Genomic DNA, 24,358 nt, shown 5'->3' with positions numbered 1-24,358 from the left:
AGTCATAAACCGTTAACAATTTACAGTTTATTTTACAATCCCTATGATTTCCCCTAAAGAAGAGAAGTCGCAGACTGGCCAGCGGGCAGGATCTTCTGGCCTGAAGTCGCGGTCAATTATTTCTGCGATCTCCGCAAAGCCAATGCCGTAAGACCAATGCAGGATACCACCTTTTTCCCTTGGGAAACCAAAGCCATTGACCCAAATCACATCCATATCTCCGGGACGGGTGACGACACCCTCCAGCACAACGCGCCCAGCCTCATTGACGGCGGCATAAAGACAGCGCTGCAAGACTTCTTCATCTGAGAATTTCCGGGGAATTATGCGTTTCTCTTCACGAAACGCATTCAAAAGCTGTTCCAGATCCGGGTCTGCGATGGGCTTGCGGTTACCCTCTTCATACCGGTACCATCCCTTGTTGGCCTTTTGCCCTATCCGACCGGCATCAACCATCGCAAACGGCAACTCGGACTGCCGGCCCGGTCGAAGCTCAGCTGGAATGAACGCATGCCCTTTAACCAAAATATCAAGACCAGTGAGATCGTTGGTTTCAAACGGCCCCATCGGAAACCCGAATGTACGAAAAACACGGTCAACCTGCACCGGGCTGGCGCCGTCTTCCAGCAGCAGGCGCGCCTCGTTCATCATCGGAAATCGGCTGCGGTTTGCGGCAAAGCCGGGACATGCGGACATGAGCACGCCACGTTTGCCAAGTTTGCGCGAATACGCAGCCCCTGTCGCGAATGCCCAGTCTGACGATAGCCCACCTTTCACGATCTCCAGCAACGGCATGACCTCAGCCGGACTGAAGAAATGCAGCCCAATTAGGCGTTCCGGGCGGGACAAGGTAGCGGCCATCGCGTCAAGATCCAGGTAAGAGGTATTTGACGCAAACACGCATTCTAACGCACATATGTCTTGCAGCCTGGTAAACAGAGCCTGTTTTACGCTCAGATCTTCGATAACGGCTTCGATCACCAGCTCAGCATCGCACAGACCCTCCAGAGTATCCACAATGGCAATCCGGTTGACAAAGGCGTCGCCCTCGGTTGCGCTTATGCGACCTTTCGCCAACTGACCATCCCGGAAGGCAGAGATCCTTTTTTTCAATCGCTGCCTGGCGCCTTCGTCTGGGTCAAACAGCGCCACTCTGATCCCGGCTTGGGCGGTTGCAAGAGCGATCCCGCCCCCCATAGTTCCGCCGCCTGCAATTCCGACTGTGCGTGGCACATCAACGGCAGGAAGATCTTCAGCCGATCGTCCCGCCTTTCGTTCAGCCGAAAACAAATGACGCAGGGCCTTGCTTTGTGGAGATTGAAGTAACGCTCTGGACACCTCTGCATCCACTTTGATTTCAACCGCGTAAGGTTGACCGAGGCTTTGCTCCAAGCGGTCAAGGATGGTCTGCTGCGACGATAGAATTCGGCCGCTACGGGTAAACCGTTTGCGCGCATTTTCCAGAGCGTCGCGGTTGGAAGGTGTATCGGCAATTGACGTGCTGGTTACCGGAAGCCTGCACGTGATGTCATCACGGGCCAAAACCTTATGAACGGTCGTAATTAGGTTTTCCGGTTTTACACAAAGGTCTACAATTCCCAATTCCGCAGCCTCAGCTGCTCCGATTTTTCGGCCTGAGATGATAAGGTCCAAGGCGGCGTTAAACTCGATCAGGCGCGGGAGGCGTTGCAACCCACCGCCCGAGGGGAAGATGCCAATCTCGATTTCTGGTAGCCCGATGCGTGCTCGGTGTGTTGCGATTCTTGCAGTGCAGCCAAGCGCTAGTTCTAATCCACCGCCTAATGCGAAGCCATCAATGAGCGCGACCGAGGGCTTGCCCATTCCTTCCAATGCTTCGGCGAGTTCGGGAATGCGTGGGTGTTGTGGGCCACCACCAAACGCCTTGATATCAGCCCCAGCACAAAACTTGTCCGATTTCCCGATCAGGGCCAACGCCTTTACGCTGTCATCGCTCGCAGCGTCAGTGATCGCTGTAAGAAGTCCCAAGCGCAGATCGCTGGAGAGTGCGTTGACTGGAGGATGATCAAGCCAGAGGATCCTGAGGCCTTTTTCATTGGTTATATGCACGCGACCAGACATTACTTTCCCTTAAATTGAGGTTTGCGTTTTTCCAGGAACGCATTTGCGCCTTCTAGGAAATCCTTGGTTACAAAATTCTGCGCTGCAGACTCCCGTTCCCAGTCGAGGATGCTGTCGCGCCCTGCCATGTTGTCGGCAAAAAAAGCTTTGACCGTGCTCTGGGCCAGAGGCGCTCCCCGCGCCAACTTGCGGGCAACCACAAGGGCCCTCTCAAGTGCTTCGCTGGATGGAGCGTCATAATCGGCGATCCCAAGTTCAAGCGCTTCGGGCATTAAAATTTCGTCTCCGCTCAGCAATATGCGTTTGGCCACAGCGTTTCCGGTCCGGCGTGGCAAAGACCAGAATAAGGATCCATCAGGCGATGCCCCAACCTTGATCTGGGCGGCACAAAACCGGGCAGTTTGCGATGCAATGACTAGATCGCAGGACAAGGCCAGGCCCATACCAGCCCCGAATGCCGGCCCTTCGACTGCCGCCAGGTAAATCTTTCTCGAAGTCAGGATAGAACCCGTTGTCTTGCTGCCAGTCACCAGGCGTGCTCGGATCTGATCAATGTCGCGTAGCTCTCTAAGGGCGTTCAGGTTGCCGCCGGCAGAAAACACGCCACCGGCACCATAGAGTATCATCACCCGCAGACCCGGGTCTGCTTCAAAGCTAGAAATAGCGGTATTCAGCCCTTCGCGCACTCCTGGTGCTCCTAGCGCATTGCGCATGTGCAATGCGTCTATCGTGGTAATGGCAACTGCGCCGTCCCGCGTCAGTCGAACTGGTTCTTCCACTACACCTGTCATTTTAGCACTCCTTCGGTCAGCTCCAGATAACGGGACTGGAAGTGGGGTTGATCGCCAAACAGTCGGCAGATCGTGTTGATACGCATGAGGTAGCGACCGATGCCGAGGCTCTCCGTCATGCCTATTGCCCCGTGCATCTGGATCGCTTCGCGCCCGACAAGATCCCCGACCCGCGCAGCCATCGCAGCAGCGGCGGCAACATCGGCACCAGCCTGAGACCCTTTACCCTCCTCTAGCCTATTCATCGCGCCAAGAACAAGCGAGCGCAGCATCTCAATCTCGACATGAAGATCTGCCATACGAAATTGCAGCGCCTGAAATTTGGCGATCGGGCGACCAAATTGTTCTCGAATACGCATGTAGTCCAGGGTTTGTTCGTGCACAGCCTCGCAAGCTCCCAGAACCTCGGAGGATATTGCAAACGCCACCATCGTTATCCCATAATCGAGAACTGCGTCGGATTGAGTTGCGTCGGCGATCTGCCCTTCAGATGAAATCGCGACATTATCCAGAACTACGCTGGCCATTGGCGTTCCATCTACCGCTGCGTATTCTTGAAGCGTGACGCCGGAGGTGTCGGTTGGCACCAGATACAAACTGGTGCCGTAAGGGCCCTTGGCCGAGACGATCAGCATGTCGGCCTGCGCAGCCTCCAGCACCCACGTCTTGCACCCGGACAGGGTAATGCCACCATCATTGTGCTGCGCCACGGTCTTCGGTTCGTGAAAGTCATAGCGTTGGCCGGCTTCATAGATGGCCAGTGCCAACCGTGCGTCGCCCGCGGCCACTTTCTCGAGGAGTTCGCGGATTTCAGCATCGGGCAGGCGCGAAAGGATCGCGCTACACAGAACAGCGCTGCTCAGATAGGGTGCGGGCAATAGGTGACGGCCAATCACGCGGGCCAGTACCAGAAGAGCGCGCACACCACTACCAGCACCCCCGGCATCCTCTGGCAGCCATGCAGAGATCAGGCCAAGCTCTTTGAGTGATTTCCAGACTGGAAGCTCCACCAATTCGGTTGAAGTGATCTTTCCGGATTGGCAACGATCCCACTGATCGCTCATAATCCGTTCAAGAGAATCTTCGATTAGTCTTTGTTCTTCAGTTGCAGCAAAAAGCATGAGTGGACCTCACAATTTCAGGACTTGCTTGGAAATGATTGCGCGCTGCACTTCGTTGGAACCGCCGGCAATTGCCGGACCACGCATGTAATAACGGGCCTCAGTGGCGAATTGTGCATCCGCAACCAGACCAGTGACAGGTATGTCGCCGTTGTAGGCGCTGTCGGCTGGCAATGAACCAGGCCCAAGGAGGTCCAGGATCGCCTCGTCAATCGACTGGTTCACCGCAACCCCGCACAATTTCAGTGAAGAGGCGAAAAAACCGACCTCGCCATCGTCTATATATTTTTCCAGTGCCCGCATTGTTGAGTATTCAACAGCGCGAACATTGATCGCCAATTGCGCAATACGCTGGCGAAAATAACTGTCTTCGAGCATGGTCTTGTCATCATAGCGGGTCTGCTTCGCCATCCGGATCAGGCGACCCAGCTTGCGCCGGGCTTCAGAGTGGCGCGAGGTTGCGAGACGTTCATGCTCCAGCAGCGCTTTCGCAATGGTCCAGCCTTCGTTCTCCTTTCCGACAAGGTTTTCAGCGGGCACACGCACGTCATCAAAAAATATCTGATTAAAGACATGCTGACCATAAAAGTGCTTGACTGGCTGAACCAACAGCCCCGGTGAGTTCATGTCGATCAGTAGAAAGGATATTCCTTCCTGTTTCTTGACATTGGGGTCGGTACGCACCAAACAGAACATCCAGTTGGCGTAGTGCCCATAAGTCGTCCAGATTTTCGAGCCATTGACCACATATGAGTTTCCCTCCCGTACCGCACGGGTTTGCAGCGATGCAAGGTCCGACCCCGATGAAGGCTCGGAATAACCCTGACACCACCAATCCTTGAATGTTAAAGCCCGCGGCAGGAACCGTTCTTTTTGGGCATCGGTCCCGTAGGTAAGCAGGATTGGCCCAAGCATACGGGTGTTGAAACCGACCATGTGCGGCGCACCCTGCAAAGCCATTTCCTCGTCAAACACAAACCTTTGGCGCAGTGACCAGTCTGTACCACCCCATTCTTTGGGCCAATGCGGCGCCCCCCAACCCATTGCTACAAGCTTGCGTTGCCATTCAACAAATTCGTTCCGGCTGAGGGATTTTCCAAGCTCAACCTGTCGACGCCCTTCTTCGTCCAGCGACCGATCCACAAAATCGGCAATTTCCTTGCGAAACCATGCCTCGGCCTCTTTGGTAAATTCGGTCATCTCTTGGCCCTTCATAGTGTTAAAGTTGCGCCATAACCGTTTTGGCTTCGTCCCAAAGCTGGCTGATCACATCGGCGGTCGGTCTGATCCGGTCAAACCAGCCAACTCCTTGACCGGCACCGGAATGGGCAAGCGGTTTGTTGTTATGTTCCTGAATGGCTCCAAGAACATCGCCGACCAGCACATCATGTAAAGGGTGATCCAGTGGTCTGGGTGCACTGGGCGCGGCCCATTCGTCCGACCAGGCCGATCGGGTCTGGCGAAATGGTTTGCCGCTTTCCGCACGGGTCACCACTGTATCTATCGCGCCGGCATCAATCAGACTTTGAGCCTGGTTTTCTGACATATGCGGAGCATTTTCTTCGGTCAGCAGAAACGCGGTGCCGAGCCAGACTCCAACTGCGCCCATCGCCATCGACGCGGCGATATGGCGACCAGTCGCGACCCCGCCGGCCGCAAGAACTGGGATGTCGCCCGCCATGTCGACAATGCGGGGAACCAGACTGAAGGTGCCGACCACGCCAGTATGGCCGCCAGCGTCGTAGCCCTGAGCAATGAGAAGGTCGGCCCCAGCTGCTAGTGCCTTTTCGGCATGACGCTCTTGACCAATCAGGGCGGCGGTCACCTTGCCTGCACCTTTCATCCGCGCCACCACATCAGGTGGCGACCCGATGCCAAGCGCCACAATGCTTACGTCGGAGTTTTCGACAGCCGCGACCTGAGCGCTGATAATTTCCTGCGATCGGATGAACCGGGTGCGTTTTCCCGGGCCTGAGGGTTCCGGTACATCATATTTGCTGATCATACCGTTGATGAAGTCACGATGCTCTTGTGGCACGTCTTTTTCCATTGCGGCGCGGTTGTTTTCGGCTGGGATGCGCGCCGGGATCACCAGATCGACACCGTAAGGCCTGTCGCCCGTCATATCGCGTATCTGCGCAAGTTCGGAAGTGATTTCATGATCAAACCGCCGCGTCGCGCCATAGACTCCAAATCCACCGGCATTGGTGATTGCCGCAACGGTTTCAACCGAATGGCTGAAGCCGAATATCGGCACATCAATGCCGAATTCTGCGCAGAAATCCTGGTATCTTTTAACCATCTACTTACCCTCCTTCATGCAAATGAAGCAGTCCAGCGCCTTGCCGCCATGGCCCTGGACACCGACAGCAAATGGGTTGATTTCGATCGATGCAAGCCAGTCAATGTTTGCAGCGGCAAAGCAGGACAAACGGGCTGCTGCCTCGGCGACTGCGTTGATGTCGCGAGGGGGTTGTCCCCGCGCACCCAAAAGCAACGGATAGCCCCGCAGTTCCTTCAGCATCTCGTGGACCTCTGAGGCCGTTACCGGCGCAGTGCTAACGGACACATCCGCAAGAATCTCAACAAATATGCCCCCCAGCCCGACCATGATCGATGTGCCAAGCTGCGGATCGACCTTGGCACCGATCACGACTTCGGTGAAGTCGCGCTCAGTTTCCATCAACAAAACTCCGCGGATATCTGCCTCTGGCATTGCGCCAGATACATCAGCCAGCATGGACTGCATTGCTGATCCCGTTTCTTTGGCACTCTCCAGCCCCAGACGGACACCGCCAACCTCAGATTTGTGGGCGATATCTCGAGAAAGTACCTTCATCACCAACGGCGCTTTCAACACTCCAAGTGCTGTTTCAGCCTTGTTCTGGTCTTTGACTGCCAGGTGCTTCGGCACAGAAATGCCGATCTTGTTGAGCAAAGCATAGCATTCCTGCTCATCTGGTGTTGCCTCGGGGCGCGGACTACGAAACTTCTCCAAATCAATCGGAGCGGGTCGAGGCGCGGAGAATGATCGGTGCAGTTTCACTAATGTCTGAGCACTCTCAACTGCGCGGGTCGGATCGGTGAACGCAAGATAGCCCCGATTGCGGAACTGAGTTTTGGCATCTTTGCCAAACATGCCCACGGTCAGAAACCGTGATTCGGGAAATCGGGTCATAAGTTCGTCAAGTGTGGAAAGATAGCCATCGATCACTGTTTCGTTCCGAGCCATGCGGCCAAGGAAATTGATGACAACGTCTGCTTTGACGTCAGCGGCGCCAATTTCGATGGCATCAGTCAACAACTGAAAATCCTGAGAGGCCTGACCAGTGACGTCAAGGGGATTGTTAGCCGACATGAATGGCAGCTTTTCCTTCAAACTCGCCTTTGCCTCATCGCTGAGACTCGGCAGGGTGAGTCCGGCTTTGACCGCTGCCTCAGCCATGATAATCCCAACACCGCCCGAAATCGAGGTCAGCAACAGCCTGTCGCCGCTGGCGCGCACACCGCTGGAGAAGATCCGGCCAAGCTCCAGCAGATCGTCGATGGTGTGCACGCGCTGCACCCCGTATCGCCGGAACAGTGCATCATAGAGCCCGTCATCACCAACAATGGCATCAGTATGGGACTTGACCGCTTTGGCACCCTCTTCGGTCGCCCCGACCTTTATCAGCGCGACTGGGACCTTGTTGTCACGGGCGGTTTTAAATGCGGATATCAACCGTTCACCGTTGCGTGCGCCCTCCAAATAGGCCAGGATGCCGCGCACGCGCGGGTCGGTAGCCACAGCTTCGATGGCTTCGGCAAATTCGACATCGGATTCGTTGCCGGTTGCAATCCACTTCTCCACCTGGATTCCGGCGTCTATCGCCCGGGTTAGCATGAAATTTCCCAGGGCCCCGCTCTGCGATACGACCGCAAGCCCACCGTCCTCCTGCAAAGGTGGAATATCTGGAATCGTGTTGCTGAAACTCGCGTAAAGGTTGTCACGCAAATTCATCAGGCCCATGCAGTTAGGGCCCAGAAGACGCAGGCCCCCAGCTTTGGCGGTGCGACGGATTTCATCCTCAACCTCACGCCCCTTGGCACCGGCTTCCGCCATTCCGCCAGCAAATATCACCGCGGACCGCACACCTTGAGCAACACAATCGGTGACGGCCTGCAGCACAAATGACGCCGGCACTGCTACAATAGCCAGGTCGATCGGCTGCCCGACCGCGGCAAGGCTGGGGTAGGAGATATCGCCCTGAACGGTCTCCCGGCGCGGGTTCACAGCGTATAAATTGCCGTTGAAACCTCGGGTTTTCAGGAAATGGTAGGGTCGCCCTGCAATTTTGCTGATATCATCCGAAGCACCAATGACTGCTATGTTTCGGGCCCCAAACATCTCGGTAACGCCGGTTATGTGATTATCTCGATTGCTCATTGTACAGACTCGACTCCTGCGAATATCTCAAACAGCCCGGCCGCGCCCATGCCTCCACCAATGCACATAGTGACCACGCCCAATCGGGCACCGCGTCGTTGGCCTTCATAGAGGAGATGTGAAACCAGGCGGGCTCCGGTCATGCCAAACGGATGACCAAGCGCAATTGAGCCGCCGTTCACATTCAGCTTTTCATTGTCGATCTCCAACCTGTCGCGACAATAAAGAACCTGACTGGCAAAGGCCTCGTTCAGTTCCCATAAATCAATATCACTCACAGAGAGTCCATGCCGTTCCAGCAGTTTGGGAACCGCGAAAATTGGGCCGATACCCATTTCGTCGGGTGCGCAACCTGCGACCGCATAGCCCCGAAACGCCGCTAAAGGTCGCAGACCATGCTGCTGAGCGGCAGCACTGCTCATCAACACAAGTGCTGCTGAGCCATCAGCAAGATTGCAAGAATTGCCGGCGGTTATCCGGGTATCTGGACCTAGCACTGGCACGAGCCCAGCCAATCCTTTGGCGGTTGTCTGCGGGCGGTTACATTCATCTTGGTGTATGGTGACCGTAATCGGATCTTCGCCACCGCTCTCGTTCTTGACCAGCTTGGACACAGTTACCGGCACGATTTCCTTGTCAAAATGACCCGCGGTTTTTGCCGCTTTTACACGGATTTCGCTCTGCAGCGCGTAGGCATCCATGGCCTCACGATCGATACCATACCGTGCAGCAACGTTTTCGGCGGTCTGCAACATTGTTGAATACAGATCGGGCCGGTTCTCGTACAGCCAGGGATCATAACTATCTGGATTGTCCCGTGCACTCGCATTCAGGCTTATTGTTTCAATGCCGCCACAAACCAACACTCTTGCGCCTTCATGAGCAATCATATGGGCTCCGGTCGCGATGGCTTGAAGCCCCGACGCGCAGGCCCGGCTGACTGTCAGCCCGGGAACCGAGTCCGGTAATCCGGCCCGCAAAGCAGCAGTACGCCCCAGCGTACGACCACAAGTGTTGATCGGGTTGCCGCAGCCCAGAACCACATCCTCCACGTCTTCTAGCGCCACACCAGATCGTTTTACCGCCTCGCTAATGCTAAGCGCAGCAAGCGTCGGTCCAGCTGTGTTGTTGAAAGTGCCAGAAAATGAACGCCCAATTGGTGTTCGTGCCGCAGAAATAATAACAACGCTCTGGGACTTGCTCATTCCACACACCTTATTTTTTAACTAAGAGGTCTGCGATTGCCTCGTCGAATTCATGTTCCAACTGATCCACCAGATCCGCAACCGACACGACATTGTGGATTGTTCCAACGCCATGGCCGCCGCTCCAGACCCGCTTCCACGCCGCGGATTTTTTGTCTTTTTGGCGCATTGCGCCTGGTTTGTAATCCGGCGCTATGGTTAGATCGATGTTGTTTGCCTCAATGCTCTGGCGCAGAAAATTGCCGTTCACACCTGAAACGCTGTTGGTGTAGATGACGTCCGCTGCGCGACTATCGATCAGCATCTGCTTGTACTCTGCTTCAGCGGTTGCCTCGTTCGTCGCAATGAATCGCGTTCCCATATAAGCGAAGTCGGCCCCTGCTGCGCGCGCCGCGGCAACACCGCGCCCACAACTGATCCCACCCGCCAAAACGATGATCCCATCGAAAATTTCGCGAATTTCTGCAATGAAGGACAGCGGATTTAGCGTTCCGCCATGCCCTCCAGCCCCTGCAGATACTAAAACCAGACCATCGACACCGGCTTCGATAGCTTTTTCAGCGTGGCGGCGGTTGATCACGTCATGCAACACGATCCCACCGTAGGATTGGATGTCGCTGATAACGTCATTCGCGGCCCCAAGGGATGTGACGACTACCGGAACCCTTTTATCTACTACTGTTTTCTTGTGGGTTTCGAGTTTCTCGTTTGTCTTATGAACGATTAGATTGACGCCGTATCGATGACGAGATTGATTCTCTTCATTGCAGCGGGATTCGATTTCGTCCAGCCAATCTGTTAGCTCTTCGGGCGCCCGTGGGTTGAGCGAAGGAAAGGTTGCGAGAATACCAGCCTTGGCTGCTGACACCACTAGGTCCGGCGATGAATTCAGGAACATTGGTGCGACGATAACTGGCAGTCTGAGGTTTTTAAGCGGCTGAGGTTTCACGCCATTATCTCCATATTAGGTAAACTGTTAACTGTTTACAATAATAGTCTGCCATATTACTAACCACTGTACAAACAAATAAAAAATGAAATAAGGTTTGGTTCTTATGAGGCCAATAACGAGGATAACATGGACAAGCAGCCGAACATTCTTGTGATTATGGTCGATGAACTCGCACCGCAGTTCATGCCTGATTATGGCCATCGCGTCGTGAAGACGCCTAATATCTCTAGGCTCGCTGCAAGTGGTACGGTGTTTGACAATGCTTACACGAGTTCTCCTCTATGTGCTCCGGCCAGAGCATCGTTTATGACAGGCAGGCTCTGCCCCGATATCAACGCCTATGACAATGGCGCTGAATTGCCCGCCTCGGTTCCAACGATTGCGCATTTTCTTCGGTCCCTTGGCTACCAGACATCTCTCATCGGCAAGATGCACTTTATTGGACCTGATCAGCTTCATGGTTTTGAAGAGCGTTTGACAACTGACATTTATCCCGCAAATTTTTCATGGACGGCAAATTGGAGCGCCGACGTTACTGAGCCCAGTCCTGCAGGTGCGACAGTCAGGCCAGTTCTTGAAGCTGGACCATGTATACGCTCGATGCAGATGGATTATGATGACGACGTGGCAAACAAGTCTGTTCAGAAGTTCTACGACTTGGCGCGCAAGGGTAAAAGTGACAAGCCCTTCTTTGTAGTGTCCTCTTTCACGCACCCACATCCTCCATTTACAATTCATCAAAAATATTGGGATATGTATGATCATGATGAGATTGACCTGCCAAAGATTGAGGAAATCCCGCTCATGAAAAAGGATGCAGGTAGCCAATATTTGTATTTTTCACATCAGTACAACACCTATCCTATAAGCGAGGAAGATATCCGGAACGCGCGACACGCATATTACGCGATGATCTCTTACACCGATGCCCTGATAGGCCGGCTGATTGACACGCTTGTGGAAACCGAACTGGATGACAACACCGTCGTGGTCTTTGTATCAGATCATGGAGAAACGTTGGGTGAACGTGGCATGTGGTACAAAATGTCGATGTTTGAACATTCGGTTCGGATTCCAATGATCTTCTCCGGCACTGGCATCACCCAGGGACGCGACGCGAACAACACGTCGATCATCGATATCGTGCCGACCCTAATTGAATTAGCTGGTGGCAAGGTTGAGAATATGCCAGTAAAACTCGCTGGCCGGTCGTTAAAGCAGGTGATTACCGGTGACCAGTCTGGTAGCCGTGTTTTCGGTGGCGGTGATGCTGCTGTTGTTTCAGACTTTTCCGCAGGTGGCACTCCGGGGCCAGTTCGTATGGTGAAAAAAGGGCCATATAAGCTTATCCTAACTCATGGCTATGAGCCACTGCTGTTCAACCTGGAGGAGGATCCGGATGAGCTGAAGAGTCTGGCCAAGGATCCAGCACATGCCAAGACGCTGGCGCAGCTGCAGGCTATTGCATTAAAGAATTATGATCCCAGGGACTATGATGCACGGATCAGGCAAAGCCAAAGGGAGCGTATTTTCCTGCGTGGTCTCTCCGAGGAATCGGAAAGCGATCCCAACTGGGCCTTCGTCGTGCAACCCGGAGATGCCGATCGATTTGTCCGTGGAGGTGGTCTGAAGAAGGGAGCCCACGCTACCAAGGCACGCTATCAGCTTCCACCAAAAGCCCCTGCTACACCGACTCAGACTGCCGAACTTGACGCTTCGATCATCCCGCCGCCCCGATTCGAGCAATAGTGTCTGATTTTTAACAGCTGCTGATCAGATTATAATTGGGCCCGTTAAACGCGTTTTGAGGAATTGGAATATCCCAAACTTTTTACAGGGAGTATAGTATGGGACTGCATGTTAAAAACACCGAAGCATCGTTTGGCGCTTTTGTTACCGGCGTTGATTTGACCAGAGAACTATCGTCTGATCTTGTAGCAGAGCTGCGCAGTCTTTGGCTTAAGCATAAAGTGCTTGTCTTTCCCGAACAGCAGATGAACGACTACGATCTGGAACGGTTTTCTCTATATTTTGGGGAGTTTGGGGAGGATCCCTTTCTTGGACATATTGATGGCCATCAAAACATTGCTGCCATTCAGCGGAACGCGGATGAAACGACACCCATTTTTGCAGAGAACCTGCATTCTGACTGGAGTTTTCTGGATGTGCCACCTGCGGGGACATGCCTTTTTGGTATCACGATACCACCTATGGGCGGTAACACTGTGTTCGCTGACCAGGTGGCTGCCTATGAAAATTTACCGGACAACCTGCGCGATAAGGCGGATTCTCTGGTTGCAATCCATTCAGCTGAAAAAGGCTATGCGCCTGATGGCAAATTTGGCGCCTCCGATCAGGCCAAAGGACGGTCGATGAAGATCATCACTAATGATTCAGCAAGAAGGCAAACAGAGCATCCATTTGTGAGAACGCATCACGAGACGGGGCAAAAGGCATTGTTTTCATCGGCCGCATATATCCAGGGCTTTGTTGGTTTTGACCGGCAGGAAAGTCAGGAGCTGCTAGATATGTTTTATGAATACCAAAGCGCTAAGCAAATCCTCTATTCCCACAAATGGTCCGCCGACATGCTCGTCATCTGGGATAACCGTTCGCTGCTGCATGCGGCAACGGGCGGCTATGACGGTTATGACAGGCTCCTCCATCGCACAACCATCGCTGATACGCGCTTCTAGTCCGTAAAGCTCAAAAGCCAGCTTAGGTTTGCTTTTTTCGCCGTGTTAAGCATGTATTTTTTGATTTGATCAAACCACATCCTAGCGAACAGTCCATCTTTGACAGCCATCAGGGTAGCATTCTTACCAGCCCAATATTGGAGATTCTAGTGTGATAATATCTGTCGCATGGACACGGGTCATGTGGACACCTGGGCTTGTCCTTCAAAGTCTTCAAAAACATCAATCTATATTTGTGTGGTCACTGTATCGGCCTGAGCAAATCCTGCCCCCGCAACCATCTTTATTTGCCCCTTTGATTTCGGCTTGGAGGTCTTCGTTTTTACGCTTTACGTTTTCCCCAAGCTTAACTAAGCCTTGGCTTTTCAGGCGGTGTTGTTGGCACAAAAGGAAACCTTTTTCGAGCCTTTGTTGCCGTGGTATTTGGGTCTATTGCGCCACGAACATAGGCTCGAGATGCGTCAAATGGCGGCGTATAATCCCATGATGGGAAAAGGCCCTCTTTCATAGCTTCTTGGACAAAAAGTCTGTTACGCTGCGAAGTCTCTACGCGAGCTGCCAAATTTTGTTCATCCCAACGTTCAGCGACCAATGACCTTATCTCTGATAAAGTGCTGGCAAATTTGGGGTCGATAGCTAAGTTGTTTTGTTCATTTGGGTCGCTGGCTAAATCAAACATCATTTCTGGGTCATCTCCACACCGTATATATTTGATAGCGTTATGACGACACATGAGGGCTGGGGCGTGAACGCCTTCACCGCAATACTCAAAATAGACTGTATTATGACCTGAACCGGGTGTGGGCAGTGCGAAAAGGCTACGCCCATCGACAGGGCTTGCATAATTTTTAAATGACGAACCAGATGCGATATCAGCAAAAGTGGGCAACAAATCAGCTAATGTTGTTAATGCTGTTTCCACATGTCCGGCTTTGAATTTCGGCCCCGCCGCGATCATAGGCACGCGAACAGATCCTTCAAATGGATTGAATTTATACCACATGCCGCGCTCGCCTATCATATCACCATGATCTGAAATGACAAAAATGTAGGTGTTGTCATATTGGCCGGTCGATTTGAGGGCAGAGACCAAACCTCCTATAAGATGATCAAAATAGCTAGTCATGGCAAAATACGCATGGCGAGCATTTAGCAACTGATCATTGGTTATATTAAACTCGTCTTGCCTAATGGTCATATAATATCGTTGGGCCCAAGGGTCTCGTTGTTCATATGGAATATAAGAAACTTCTGGCAGGGGAATTTTATTATGATCATAAAGATCCCAGAATTCCTGTGTGGTAACGAAGGGATTATGAGGGTGAGTAAAAGATACATGCAGCATAAAAGGCCGATCATCAGGTGACCTGGCGAGATCAAAAATTTCCTGACGAGCCGCATTAAAAACATGTTCATCGTAATCAATTTGAAGGCTGCGCTCGCAGATACCCGCCTCCACGACACTGTGAAGGCTCATCCTTGATGGAGAATACTCCTCTTCTATTTGTGACCAATCAGCTGTCCAGCCGTAATCTGATGGATAAATATCCGTCGTTAGGCGCCGCTCAAAACCATGAAGTTGATCGGGGCCAACAAAGTGCATCTTGCCGCATAGAGTTGTTTGATAACCAAGCGCTCTTAAATAATGCGCAAATGTCGGTTCGGATGAGAGAAATTCTCCAGCGTTGTCATAAACACCAACCTCTGATGGAATTCGCCCTGTCATCATACCTGCCCGAGAGGGTCCACAAACAGGGCTATTACAATAGGTGTTTAGGAAAACAGTGCCGTGTGCGGCTATTTTGTCTATGTTGGGCGTCTTTGCTAAAGGCTTGCCATAAGCGTTCAGACATAACGCTGTAAGTTGATCCGCCTGCACAACAAGAATATTGGGCTTTTTAACCATCTTTTTTAGTCCCTACTTGATGCTATATTTTCATAGGCGCTTGAGGTTTTTTTGGTGGAGGGCGGTGTCCACGGAAATTTCCCAAGCTGGACCATGACAATATTTCAATTGCTGCGTCTTTACGCCGCTCGCGAAGATCTGGTTCATTCCACAAGTTTTTTAATTCCTGAGGGTCTTCAGTTAAGTTATATAACTCACCCTCCTCAGAACCTGGATAAATCACATATTTCCAGTGTTTGTCTCGTCTCATAATAACATACTCTGCTCCAGATTGTATGTGATCACGACCAAGCTCTGCATAGACATATTGGCGCAATGTTGTTTCTGGATCTGTGTCGTCCCAAACACCATCAGTTAGGATTTTATTTAGGGCAAGCGCTTCCCAATTTTCAGGCGTTTTAATACCAGCGAAATTTAAGATTGTTGGCGCGATATCCATTAGCTGAACGAGATCGCCGCATTGCTGCTGCTGTTTAATCCAGTTAGGGGCCCAAAAAACCAGCGGTACCCGGGTCACGCAATCATACATTGTCCATTTCTGAATATGCCCATGTTCGCCTAAAGCATCGGCATGGTCAGAGCAGAAAATAATGATGGTGTTATCTAAATATCCCTGCTTGTCGAGACTGTCCATGATCTGCCCGACCTTCTGATCAATCATCGATACGTTCGCCGAATAATATCGGTGTAGCCGCTGGATATCCTCATCCGTCAGATTTTCACGCCACGCAACACTGTCTATGTTGAAATCAACCATACTCTGACGAAGCTGCTGGTGCATCTTTGGCTGCTCGGCTACCTCCTGCTGAGATGCGGCGCGATGGGGAAACTTGGTATCCTTATATAGCGCCAGAAAATCATCTGTCGGGTCATATGGTGGGTGTGGGCCAGGAAAGCCGATTTGCAAAAAGAACGGGCTGTCAGCCTTGCGATCTTCGAGCCACCAGATCGCCGTGTCGCCAACAAAATTATCTGGATGCATATCATCATCAGTTTCCCAGGTAAAACAGCCAAGATTCTGCAAAAAAGCATCGCGATCGTCTCTTACCCGCGTATAACGGGATGGTTTTTCCAGCCCATGCGCCTTCAACGCCTTATCCCATTCGTCGTAAAGCGCGCGTTCATGGTCTTCCAGAAATAGCGGCCGATCCTTGTTTTCAACAAAAAACCGTTGGTGAAAACCGCCTTTGGCATCGTAGGGGTTGATGTGCATCTTGCCAATATTGACACAGTGATAGCCTGCCTGTGCAAGCCAGCTAACCCAGTTCGGCTGCCATGTTTCAAAATTTGTATAGACATTGGTGGTATGCGGATAAGCACCAAGGAAAACACTGGCCCGTGATGAAACACAGACCGGCGAGGTCACAAAACAATTGGTAAAGGACGTGCCCTGTTTGACTAGCCTGTCCAGATTTGGTGTTTGCATCCAAGGATGCCCAAGCTCGGCAATTGTGTCAGCGCGCTGCTGGTCAGTCATAATTAGAACAATATTAGGCTTTTGATGGTCTATTTTTGGGCTCATTGTCAGTCCTTGACTTATTTTTTTTTAAGTTAAATAATTTAATCACGATATGTAAATTAAATAAAGAGTAATTGAGTTCTGAATGTATATACCCCCCCCGAGCTTTGAGGGCGTCCGGCAAATCAACCGTGGTAAGGTGTTAACCTTGATCCATGAAAGCCCGGGTATTGATCGAACTGAAATCGCGGGTTTGATTGGCATTACCAATGCTGCCATTACTAATATTGTGAATGAGCTGATTCGCTCGCGCCTTGTTGAAGAGGGTCCGTCGTCGGTTATTTCCGTCAATCGTGGCCGCAAGCGTGTTGGCTTGTGGATTAATAAACATGGCGGCTATGTTCTTGGTGTCACTGTGCTGGCAACCCATGCCAGCGTCACCCTTTCCAATCTATTGGGCACGGTGATTGATGAGGTTTCTTTCTACCCGAAATTGCCAGCTGACCCATTTAACACACTAGATGAAGTCGCATATTATGCTGCGAAGCTTTGCAAGCTGCATAAGGTTAAGCGATCGCGGTTGCTTGGCGTTGGATTCGCGATTGCCGGATTTTTGAACAAAACATCACAATCCTTGCAAAGCGCACCCTATCTTGGTTGGCCTAAATTTGATTTGCGTGAGGAGTTTCAGCTTCGCTTTAAGTGTCCTTTGGTGATCGAAAATGTTACGCGCTGTATTGCCATTGCCGAAACCCGTATAGGCAGTTTTATTGGCGCAAAAAATTTGGTTCTTGTGCGGGCGGCGTTGGGTATCGGTGGTGCGATTATCAGTGATGGCCAGCTTTTGACTGGCAATCGGCATTTGGCTGGCGACCTTGGTCATCTTCTTGCCGAGCGCGATGGTGTTTTGTGTTCATGCGGCAAACGCGGATGTTTGAATACTGTGGCGTCTGGATGGTCTATTATCCACAAGCTGGGCATGGGGGATTCTGGCTATGAGAACATCAAGCAATTTCGTTCGCATGACAAGTTACTGCGCGACATAATCAATGACTGTAATGACGAAGATTCACAAACGGCTGATTTGGTGCGTAATGCGGGTGCGTTGCTCGGCACGCATTTGGTCAATGTGCTGCAAGTCTTAGACACAGAATTTTGCGTTCTAACCGGGCCACTAGGCCGAAATCGAATTTATGTAGAGGCGTTTCGAAGCCAGCTTATCGAGGTTGGTTACCAGGGGAAAGTTGTCTGTAGCGAGGATACAAATGTGCTATCGCCCGCAGCTGCATCTGTTGGGTTGGCAATGTCCAATCTGGTGTTCTCAGCAAGTTTGAATGTCGATGCATTAATGGATGAATCACTTAATCACTCAATAGCAGCGAGGCGCTGAAAATGACTGTAGGTTCGGTTCTTGAGGGTTTTCGTTTGGGTGCGCCCAATTTGGTTGGTTCAATCCGCAATGTGGTGGCAATTATCCTGGCGTTATTCAGCATTTATTCAGCCTTTTTCGGTGTGTTTTCGGACATGCTGCAACGCGGGTTCCATCTGGCGCTGGTTGTGTTGCTGATCTTTAGCGCCAGCATGGTTGATTGGCGAAAATCGGATTGGAAAAAACTGGTTGTAGACAGCGCGCTGATGTTTGTCGGGTTTGGTGTGTTGATCTATCACGTGGTGTTTTTTGACGCTGTTGCATCGCGATGGGGCGAATTGACCGATTTAGAATTATGGCTTGGCATCTTATGTGTTATCACCTTGCTAGAGGCGACACGGCGATCTATCGGTTGGCCAATCGTGATACTGGCTTTGGTGTTTCTGTTTTATGCCTTTATTGGGCCAATGCTTCCCGGTTTGTTTTTTCATCGTGGCTATTCACTTGAGCGTGTCGTTGGGCATCTTTATTTAGGTGGTGGCGGTATTTTCGGAACGCCGCTTGGCGTCAGCGCGACCTTTGTCATTATGATAGTTATTTTTGGCGCGATGCTTGAGCGTTCAGGCGCGGGTAACGTGCTGATGGATATCGCAACCAGCGCCACTGGCAAATCGCGTGGTGGCCCAGCAAAGGCTGCTGTTGTAGGCAGCAGTCTGATGGGCATGATTTCAGGTACCGCTGTGGCGAATGTTCTAACAACTGGAACAATTTCAATTCCCTTGATGAAACGTAACGGATATAAGCCCGAAGTCGCTGGGGCTATCGAAGCTGTGGCGTCGACCGGTGGGCAGTTAATGCCGCCGGTTATGGGCGCGGCTGCCTTTATCATGGCGGATATTATTGAACGCCCCTATCTGGACATTGCCAGTGCGGCTATTTTGCCAGCCGTGCTGTTTTATGTCGTGCTGTTCGCGGTCGTGCATCTTGAGGCGGTGAAATCGGGCATCAGTGTATTGAAGGCGGAGGAATTGCCCAAATTCATACCAACGATTCTTTATGGCGGGCATATGCTGCTGTCATTGCCGGTCTTTGCTTACATGCTGATTGACGGTTATTCGGTTATGTATGCTTCGTTCTGGGCAATCATTGTCACCATCCTTGCCAGCTTTGCCCGCAAAGCGACGCGTTTAACGCTTGCCAAAATTTTTGATAGTTTTGTCGCTGGCATCAGCTCTGCCTTGCCTGTCGCGGTGGCCTGTGCAACCGCGGGCATTATAATTGGCGTTATAACGCTGACCGGTCTTGGCCTGAAATTCAGTTCACTCATTATCGCAGTGTCGGGGGATAATTTGTTTCTGGCGCTGTTTTTGACCATGGTCGCATCGCTGATCCTTGGCATGGGTTTGCCGACCGCCGCCGCCTATATCTTGGTGGCGACGCTGGTTGCACCTGCGCTCGTCAGCCTTGGTGTTGACTTGCTGGCGGCACATTTATTTGTGTTTTATGGTGCCATGTTGTCGTCAATCACCCCGCCGGTTGCGATGGCCGCCTATGCGGCAGCAGGGCTTGCCGGGGCAAATCCATTCAAAATTGCGTTACGTTCGGCCCAATTCGGGATTTGCGCTTTCATCATGCCATTCTTCTTTGTACTGAACCCAGCGCTGATTGGCATTGGCAGTGCAGTAACGATTGGTATTTTCGTTGTAAAAGCAGTGATTGCATGTGTCTGTTTGGCCTTTGCAATTCAAGGCTGGGCCTTTTCACGCCTGAACGCGCTAAGCCGAGCGGGATTCTTTATCGGCGGTCTTTTGATGATGATGCCACATCTGAAAATTTCGATGATTGGCGCTGCCTTACTGGCGGCGTTATGCCTGTTTGTATTTTTATCGCGCCCCAAGATAGAGGAGTGAGTTAGCAAGGTCTGGATTAATGGGGCAGTCCAAGTCTAACTGGAGTTGTGATTTTTAAGGTGGGAATTGGTGCGTGGGGGGGGGCCAGCACCGCTTGAGATTACAATATTCAATTAATTTGCCTTATTTAACTTAGGGAGCAAAACATGAATAAATATCTAAAATCTATCGGGCTAACAGCCTTTTCTATAGTCCTTGGCAGTTTGGGGACAGCGTCTTTTGCGAATGCGAAAACACAAATATCCATTGGCTCATGTCCGGTTGGATGTACCGCCTATACATGGTCAGCCGGTATTGCGGATGTTATTAATCGCAACGTTCCCGAGGTCAATGTGACCGCTGAGGAAACCAAGGGTTATGTGGCGAACGTTAAATTGCTGAATAGCGGTGATCTGGAAGTGGCGATGGCAACGACCTTGTCATCATATGGTGCCTATGTCGCAAAAGGCGATTATGCCGGTGGTAAGCCAGGGCAGATTTTGAGCTGGCTATCAATCGCGCCAGTCGCCATGCATGTCATTACGCTTGAAGGTGGGCCGGTGAATTCGCTTGCTGATCTGAAAGGCAAACGTGTTGGCATGGGTCAGCCAGGCGGTGTATCGATGCTTGACGCTGATGCTATGATGGAACAGCTTGGACTGACGCCTGGCACAGATTTTAAGGATTTTCGGGTAAAGCTTGGCAATATGGTGAATATGCTTGCGGATGGAAACCTTGACGCAGCACTGTGGAACGGAAGCTTTCCACTGCCTCCGGTGATCAAGCTGGGTGCCAATAAAAAAGTAAAGTTACTGCCTATTTCAGATGCGTTCTTTGCCGATATTCAGAAAAAATATCCACCCTATTTCCGCATTTCAATTCCAGCCGGTACCTATAAGGGGATTGACGCGGCAACACCAAGCTATGGTTTGGGCAATGCATTGGTGATCCATGCCAAAGTATCAGAAGATATCGTTTATAAGATGACTAAGGCGATTATGGAAAACCTTGCCCATCTGAAAACCGTTCATCCGGCCTTTGGACGGGTTAATAAGAATACGGTGTTGAACGGCTTCGGTGCGCCGCTGCATCCGGGTGCGCTTCGGTATTACCGTGAAATTAATTTGCCGGGTATCGAAGAGTTTGTGAAGCGGACAAGTCAATAGACCAACATGAAATCTGGCTGGCCAGTTATAAGGCCAGTCAGATTTTTTGCCCGTTCAGAAAGCGTGTAGCCTTATGAAAACTGTTTTTGTGCTTTTAGACTCACTTAATCGAAATGCCATGCAGCCATATGGCTCACGGACTGTTCAAACGCCAAATTTCAGCCGCTTTCAACAGCGCGCGATTACCTTTGACAATCATTATGTCGGCAGCCTTCCTTGTATGCCTGCTCGCCGTGATCTTCATACCGGACGCAATCATTTTTTGCATCGCAGTTGGGGGCCGCTGGAACCGTTTGATGACTCCTTTCCCGAATTGCTGAAAGTAAACGGTGTCTATAGTCATTTGATCACTGATCATCATCATTATTTTGCCGATGGCGGCGCGACATATCATCAGCGTTTTTCATCTTGGGAGCTGGTGAGGGGGCAGGCAATTGACCGTTGGAAAGCCGAGGTAGAGCCTGATTTAACCACTCTCAAATCGGCGTATCATCCGGTTCAACATCACCGTACAAACTATATGATCAACCGGCAGTCAATGACAAATGAAGAAGATTACTGCGCGCCACAATTATTTAAAATGGCGGATGAATTTCTACGAAAGAATCATCAGGCTAATAATTGGTTATTGCAGCTCGAATGTTTCGACCCACACGAGCCTTTTCACGCGCCACCAAGATTTCGCGAGCTTTATCCAACAAGCTATGAGGGGCCAATTCTGGATTGGCCGATCTATGATAGGGTCACTGAAACGCCAGAAGAAATTGCCGAACTTCGCGCCAATTATTCGGCGCTTGTTACCATGACGGATGAATATTTTGGGCGCTTATTAGATGTGTTTGACGCGCATGATCTTTGGTCTGATACGGCGTTGATTCTGACTACTGATCACGGGTTTTTGCTTGGCGAGCATGACTGGTGGGCAAAAAACCGGATGCCGGTATATGACGAAATTGCGCATATCCCGTTGCTTATCTATCATCCTGATTTTGCCGATGCTGGCGGTACACGGCGCAAATCATTAACTCAAACTGCGGATATCATGCCAACCATCCTCGATATGGCAGGGCTGGCGATCCCTGATGATGTTACCGGAAAATCTTTGCTGCCACTTTTGGCCAAAGATGATGAGTGCCGTGACAGTTTGGTCTTTGGTTATTTTGGTGCTGCGGTGAATGTTTGTGACGGGCGTTATAGCTATTTTCACTATCCTGTGGTGGATGCGGCTGAACATCTGTTTGAATACACATTGATGCCAACCAGAATGACAACGCGCTTTTCGATCCGAGAATTGCTTGATGCAACATTGCATTCGTCATTTTCCTTTACCAAAGGTGTGCCGCTTCTAAAGCTGCCACCCAAAACTGATGACGGCGGCGTGCCGGTCGAGGTGCAAGGCATGCCATTTGCCGATCAGCAGTCGCAGCTCTTTGATTTGCAAACCGATCCTGGACAAACAACGCCGCTTGATGATCCAGAAAAGGTGGCGCAAATGTGCCAGCTAATTATCGATCATATGGTGAAACTTGACGCGCCTGCCGAAGCCTATAGCCGCTTTGGTTTTGCGCGTCCAGACGAGGGGGTCAAATGAGTCACCAGCCAAATATCCTGCTAGTGATGGCCGATCAACTGGCAGCGCAAGCCCTGTCAATCTATGGCAATAAGGTCTGCAAGACACCTAATCTTGAACGGCTTGCCGCGCAAGGCGCCGTGTTTACCAATAATTATTCGAACAATCCCTTATGTGTTCCCAGCCGCGCATCAATGCTGACTGGACGATTGAGCCCGGATATCCGAGTTTATGATAATGCCAATGAAATCGCATCATCATTGCCAACAATGGCGCATTTCATGCGTGCGCAAGGCTATCAGACGTTTTTGTGCGGGAAGATGCATTTTATCGGGCCGGATCAGCTTCATGGATTTGAAGAACGCTTGACGACTGATGTTTATCCGGCCGACTTTCAATGGATCGCAGATTGGTCAGCTGGCCCGGCCTTTGTGCCATCAGGCACGGCGCTTAATGGGGTTGTTGAGGCTGGTCCCTGTATCCGAACCATGCAGGAAGATTATGATGATGATGTGGCGTTTCAGGCGTCTCGCAAAATCTATGACCTTGCCAGGTCAGACGAAAAGAAGCCTTTTTTTGGGGTGGTTTCGTTCACCAGTCCGCATACGCCTTTTAACGTGGCGCAGCGTTACTGGGACCTCTATGATCACAAGGATATTGATTTGCCAGCCGTGCCCGAAATTCCTTTTGCCGCGCTTGATTATTTTTCCAAGGCTTTGTTCTTCGCACATGGTCGGCACCGCCATAGCATAACCGAGGATCATCTGCTGAATGCACGCCATGCATATTATGCGATGATTTCCTACCTTGATGAAAAGCTTGGGCAGATTTTGGATCAATTGGACGAAACCGGCTTGGGTGACAACACAATTGTCATTTTCACATCGGATCACGGCGAGATGATGGGCGAGCGCGGAATGTGGTTCAAGCAATGTTTCTGGGAATGGTCAGCGCGTGTACCGCTAGTCATATTGGATCGGCGCGCCGCAAAGAATATCCGAATTGATGCGAACAGCTCGCTTATTGATTTACTGCCGACATTTATCGATTTTGGCGGACAGGATATGGCGTCGCTTCGCCCGGCTATATCCGATCTGGCTGGGCATAGTCTTATGCCGCTTCTGTTGGGTGATGCCAGCGCAGCGGCAGATTGCGTGATCGCTGATTATCTTGCGATTGGGCCGTGCGTGCCGTGCCGTATGGTCAAAAAAGGCGCGTATAAATATATTTTTACCCATGGGCAGCCCGACCTTTTGTTTGATCTGGAGGCCGACCCCGATGAGCGCGTTAATCTTGCCGAAGATGCGTCCAATGCGCCAATAGTTGCCGCGCTTAAAAAGATTGGCATGGACGGCTATGACCCGGACATGCTGATAAACGAAATTGTCGCAAGCCAGCGTCGCCGGAGCTTTATCGCCAAGGTGCCGGGTAAGAAGCCGGATTGGGATTATGTGGCCTTTCAAGGGGATGCCGAGCGCTATGTTCGCCGTGATGGCGTCGATGCGACAAAGTCACGGCTTAGGTTGCCGCGCGCCTCGACGATACCACCAGACTTGCCTGAAGTTTCATCGACAATGATCGACCGCATGATGCGTGGCGAAATTGACTTTCAGAAGTAATACTTCGTCATGTCTATTATCTGGCTTGGATCGTGTGCCAGTCCCGTTGGGTAGATTAACGATTGCGCTTTGAATTTCCTATCGATGAA

The 24,358-nt window shown here is 51.3% G+C and carries 17 protein-coding genes; 7 read left to right on the top strand and 10 right to left on the bottom strand.

Translation table 11 applies throughout. The features are described from left to right. Positions 1 to 27 precede the first annotated feature (27 nt). From AB8881_05930 to AB8881_05895, 8 genes are read right to left on the bottom strand one after another with little or no spacing between them, the layout of a single operon-like run. On the bottom strand, positions 28 to 2,100 hold the full coding sequence (locus AB8881_05930) for a 3-hydroxyacyl-CoA dehydrogenase NAD-binding domain-containing protein (protein ID XDZ64419.1): 2,073 nt from the start codon (positions 2,098 to 2,100) through the stop codon (positions 28 to 30). After that, complete coding sequence (locus tag AB8881_05925) at positions 2,100 to 2,891, bottom strand: enoyl-CoA hydratase/isomerase family protein (protein XDZ64418.1); 792 nt, start codon at positions 2,889 to 2,891, stop codon at positions 2,100 to 2,102. The genes AB8881_05930 and AB8881_05925 overlap by 1 nt, the downstream gene beginning before the upstream one ends. Next, a complete protein-coding gene (locus AB8881_05920; GenBank protein XDZ64417.1) occupies positions 2,888 to 4,012 on the bottom strand; it encodes an acyl-CoA dehydrogenase family protein in 1,125 nt (374 codons plus the stop codon). The genes AB8881_05925 and AB8881_05920 overlap by 4 nt, the downstream gene beginning before the upstream one ends. Before the next feature lie 9 nt (positions 4,013 to 4,021). Continuing rightward, complete coding sequence (locus tag AB8881_05915) at positions 4,022 to 5,212, bottom strand: acyl-CoA dehydrogenase family protein (GenBank protein ID XDZ64416.1); 1,191 nt, start codon at positions 5,210 to 5,212, stop codon at positions 4,022 to 4,024. A 19-nt stretch (positions 5,213 to 5,231) separates the two neighbouring features. Continuing rightward, positions 5,232 to 6,314: an NAD(P)H-dependent flavin oxidoreductase gene (locus AB8881_05910; GenBank protein ID XDZ64415.1), complete on the bottom strand. Its 1,083-nt coding sequence runs from the start codon at positions 6,312 to 6,314 to the stop codon at positions 5,232 to 5,234. After that, the gene (locus AB8881_05905) at positions 6,315 to 8,438 is read right to left on the bottom strand and encodes an acetate--CoA ligase family protein (protein ID XDZ64414.1); all 2,124 of its coding nucleotides are present in this window, start codon (positions 8,436 to 8,438) and stop codon (positions 6,315 to 6,317) included. It lies immediately after the preceding gene. Beyond that, positions 8,435 to 9,643 (bottom strand): acetyl-CoA C-acyltransferase, encoded by a 1,209-nt coding sequence (locus tag AB8881_05900; GenBank protein ID XDZ64413.1) that lies wholly within the window; start codon positions 9,641 to 9,643, stop codon positions 8,435 to 8,437. Before AB8881_05900 ends, AB8881_05905 begins: the two co-directional genes overlap by 4 nt. 10 nt (positions 9,644 to 9,653) lie before the next feature. After that, positions 9,654 to 10,592 (bottom strand): NAD(P)H-dependent flavin oxidoreductase, encoded by a 939-nt coding sequence (locus tag AB8881_05895; GenBank protein ID XDZ64412.1) that lies wholly within the window; start codon positions 10,590 to 10,592, stop codon positions 9,654 to 9,656. 129 nt (positions 10,593 to 10,721) lie between these two features. Here AB8881_05895 and betC (AB8881_05890) point away from each other — a divergent pair, with 129 nt between their 5' ends. After that, positions 10,722 to 12,344, top strand: coding sequence for a choline-sulfatase (betC, locus tag AB8881_05890; protein XDZ64411.1), 1,623 nt, complete (start codon positions 10,722 to 10,724; stop codon positions 12,342 to 12,344). A 98-nt stretch (positions 12,345 to 12,442) separates the two neighbouring features. Next, positions 12,443 to 13,291, top strand: coding sequence for a TauD/TfdA dioxygenase family protein (locus AB8881_05885; GenBank protein XDZ64410.1), 849 nt, complete (start codon positions 12,443 to 12,445; stop codon positions 13,289 to 13,291). 346 nt (positions 13,292 to 13,637) lie between these two features. On the opposite strand, the gene betC (AB8881_05880) is transcribed toward AB8881_05885, so the two are convergent. Continuing rightward, the gene (betC, locus tag AB8881_05880; protein XDZ64409.1) at positions 13,638 to 15,197 is read right to left on the bottom strand and encodes a choline-sulfatase; all 1,560 of its coding nucleotides are present in this window, start codon (positions 15,195 to 15,197) and stop codon (positions 13,638 to 13,640) included. Between the two features lie 22 nt (positions 15,198 to 15,219). Continuing rightward, positions 15,220 to 16,719, bottom strand: a complete 1,500-nt coding sequence (locus AB8881_05875) for a sulfatase (protein ID XDZ64408.1) — start codon at positions 16,717 to 16,719, stop codon at positions 15,220 to 15,222. Between the two features lie 82 nt (positions 16,720 to 16,801). Between AB8881_05875 and AB8881_05870 the strand changes: the two genes are divergently transcribed. From AB8881_05870 to betC (AB8881_05850), 5 genes are all read left to right on the top strand, one after another. Next, positions 16,802 to 18,046, top strand: coding sequence for an ROK family protein (locus AB8881_05870; GenBank protein ID XDZ64407.1), 1,245 nt, complete (start codon positions 16,802 to 16,804; stop codon positions 18,044 to 18,046). Positions 18,047 to 18,048: 2 nt separating this feature from the next. After that, entirely contained in the window at positions 18,049 to 19,935 is a 1,887-nt protein-coding gene (locus AB8881_05865) for a TRAP transporter permease (protein ID XDZ64406.1), read from the top strand. 146 nt (positions 19,936 to 20,081) lie between these two features. Then, on the top strand, positions 20,082 to 21,080 hold the full coding sequence (locus tag AB8881_05860) for a TAXI family TRAP transporter solute-binding subunit (protein XDZ64405.1): 999 nt from the start codon (positions 20,082 to 20,084) through the stop codon (positions 21,078 to 21,080). Positions 21,081 to 21,153: 73 nt separating this feature from the next. Beyond that, complete coding sequence (locus AB8881_05855; protein XDZ64404.1) at positions 21,154 to 22,671, top strand: sulfatase; 1,518 nt, start codon at positions 21,154 to 21,156, stop codon at positions 22,669 to 22,671. Then, positions 22,668 to 24,269, top strand: coding sequence for a choline-sulfatase (betC, locus tag AB8881_05850; protein ID XDZ64403.1), 1,602 nt, complete (start codon positions 22,668 to 22,670; stop codon positions 24,267 to 24,269). The genes AB8881_05855 and betC (AB8881_05850) overlap by 4 nt, the downstream gene beginning before the upstream one ends. The last annotated feature ends 89 nt before the right edge of the window (positions 24,270 to 24,358 follow it).

Source organism: Alphaproteobacteria bacterium LSUCC0396 (genome assembly GCA_041228345.1).
Lineage (GTDB): Bacteria > Pseudomonadota > Alphaproteobacteria > Puniceispirillales > Puniceispirillaceae > UBA3439.
The sequence above is the reverse complement of the archived record's forward strand: the minus strand, read 5'-3'. Positions and strand labels throughout refer to the sequence as shown.

Excerpts from the sequence above, each read along its gene's own strand:
- AB8881_05930 (XDZ64419.1), bottom strand. The coding sequence starts at position 2,100 with ATGTCTGGTCGCGTGCATATAACCAATGAAAAAGGCCTCAGGATCCTC.
- AB8881_05925 (XDZ64418.1), bottom strand. The coding sequence starts at position 2,891 with ATGACAGGTGTAGTGGAAGAACCAGTTCGACTGACGCGGGACGGCGCA.
- AB8881_05920 (XDZ64417.1), bottom strand. The coding sequence starts at position 4,012 with ATGCTTTTTGCTGCAACTGAAGAACAAAGACTAATCGAAGATTCTCTT.
- AB8881_05915 (XDZ64416.1), bottom strand. The coding sequence starts at position 5,212 with ATGACCGAATTTACCAAAGAGGCCGAGGCATGGTTTCGCAAGGAAATT.
- AB8881_05910 (XDZ64415.1), bottom strand. The coding sequence starts at position 6,314 with ATGGTTAAAAGATACCAGGATTTCTGCGCAGAATTCGGCATTGATGTG.
- AB8881_05905 (XDZ64414.1), bottom strand. The coding sequence starts at position 8,438 with ATGAGCAATCGAGATAATCACATAACCGGCGTTACCGAGATGTTTGGG.
- AB8881_05900 (XDZ64413.1), bottom strand. The coding sequence starts at position 9,643 with ATGAGCAAGTCCCAGAGCGTTGTTATTATTTCTGCGGCACGAACACCA.
- betC (XDZ64411.1), top strand. The coding sequence starts at position 10,722 with ATGGACAAGCAGCCGAACATTCTTGTGATTATGGTCGATGAACTCGCA.
- AB8881_05885 (XDZ64410.1), top strand. The coding sequence starts at position 12,443 with ATGGGACTGCATGTTAAAAACACCGAAGCATCGTTTGGCGCTTTTGTT.
- betC (XDZ64409.1), bottom strand. The coding sequence starts at position 15,197 with ATGGTTAAAAAGCCCAATATTCTTGTTGTGCAGGCGGATCAACTTACA.
- AB8881_05875 (XDZ64408.1), bottom strand. The coding sequence starts at position 16,719 with ATGAGCCCAAAAATAGACCATCAAAAGCCTAATATTGTTCTAATTATG.
- AB8881_05870 (XDZ64407.1), top strand. The coding sequence starts at position 16,802 with ATGTATATACCCCCCCCGAGCTTTGAGGGCGTCCGGCAAATCAACCGT.
- AB8881_05865 (XDZ64406.1), top strand. The coding sequence starts at position 18,049 with ATGACTGTAGGTTCGGTTCTTGAGGGTTTTCGTTTGGGTGCGCCCAAT.
- AB8881_05860 (XDZ64405.1), top strand. The coding sequence starts at position 20,082 with ATGAATAAATATCTAAAATCTATCGGGCTAACAGCCTTTTCTATAGTC.
- AB8881_05855 (XDZ64404.1), top strand. The coding sequence starts at position 21,154 with ATGAAAACTGTTTTTGTGCTTTTAGACTCACTTAATCGAAATGCCATG.
- betC (XDZ64403.1), top strand. The coding sequence starts at position 22,668 with ATGAGTCACCAGCCAAATATCCTGCTAGTGATGGCCGATCAACTGGCA.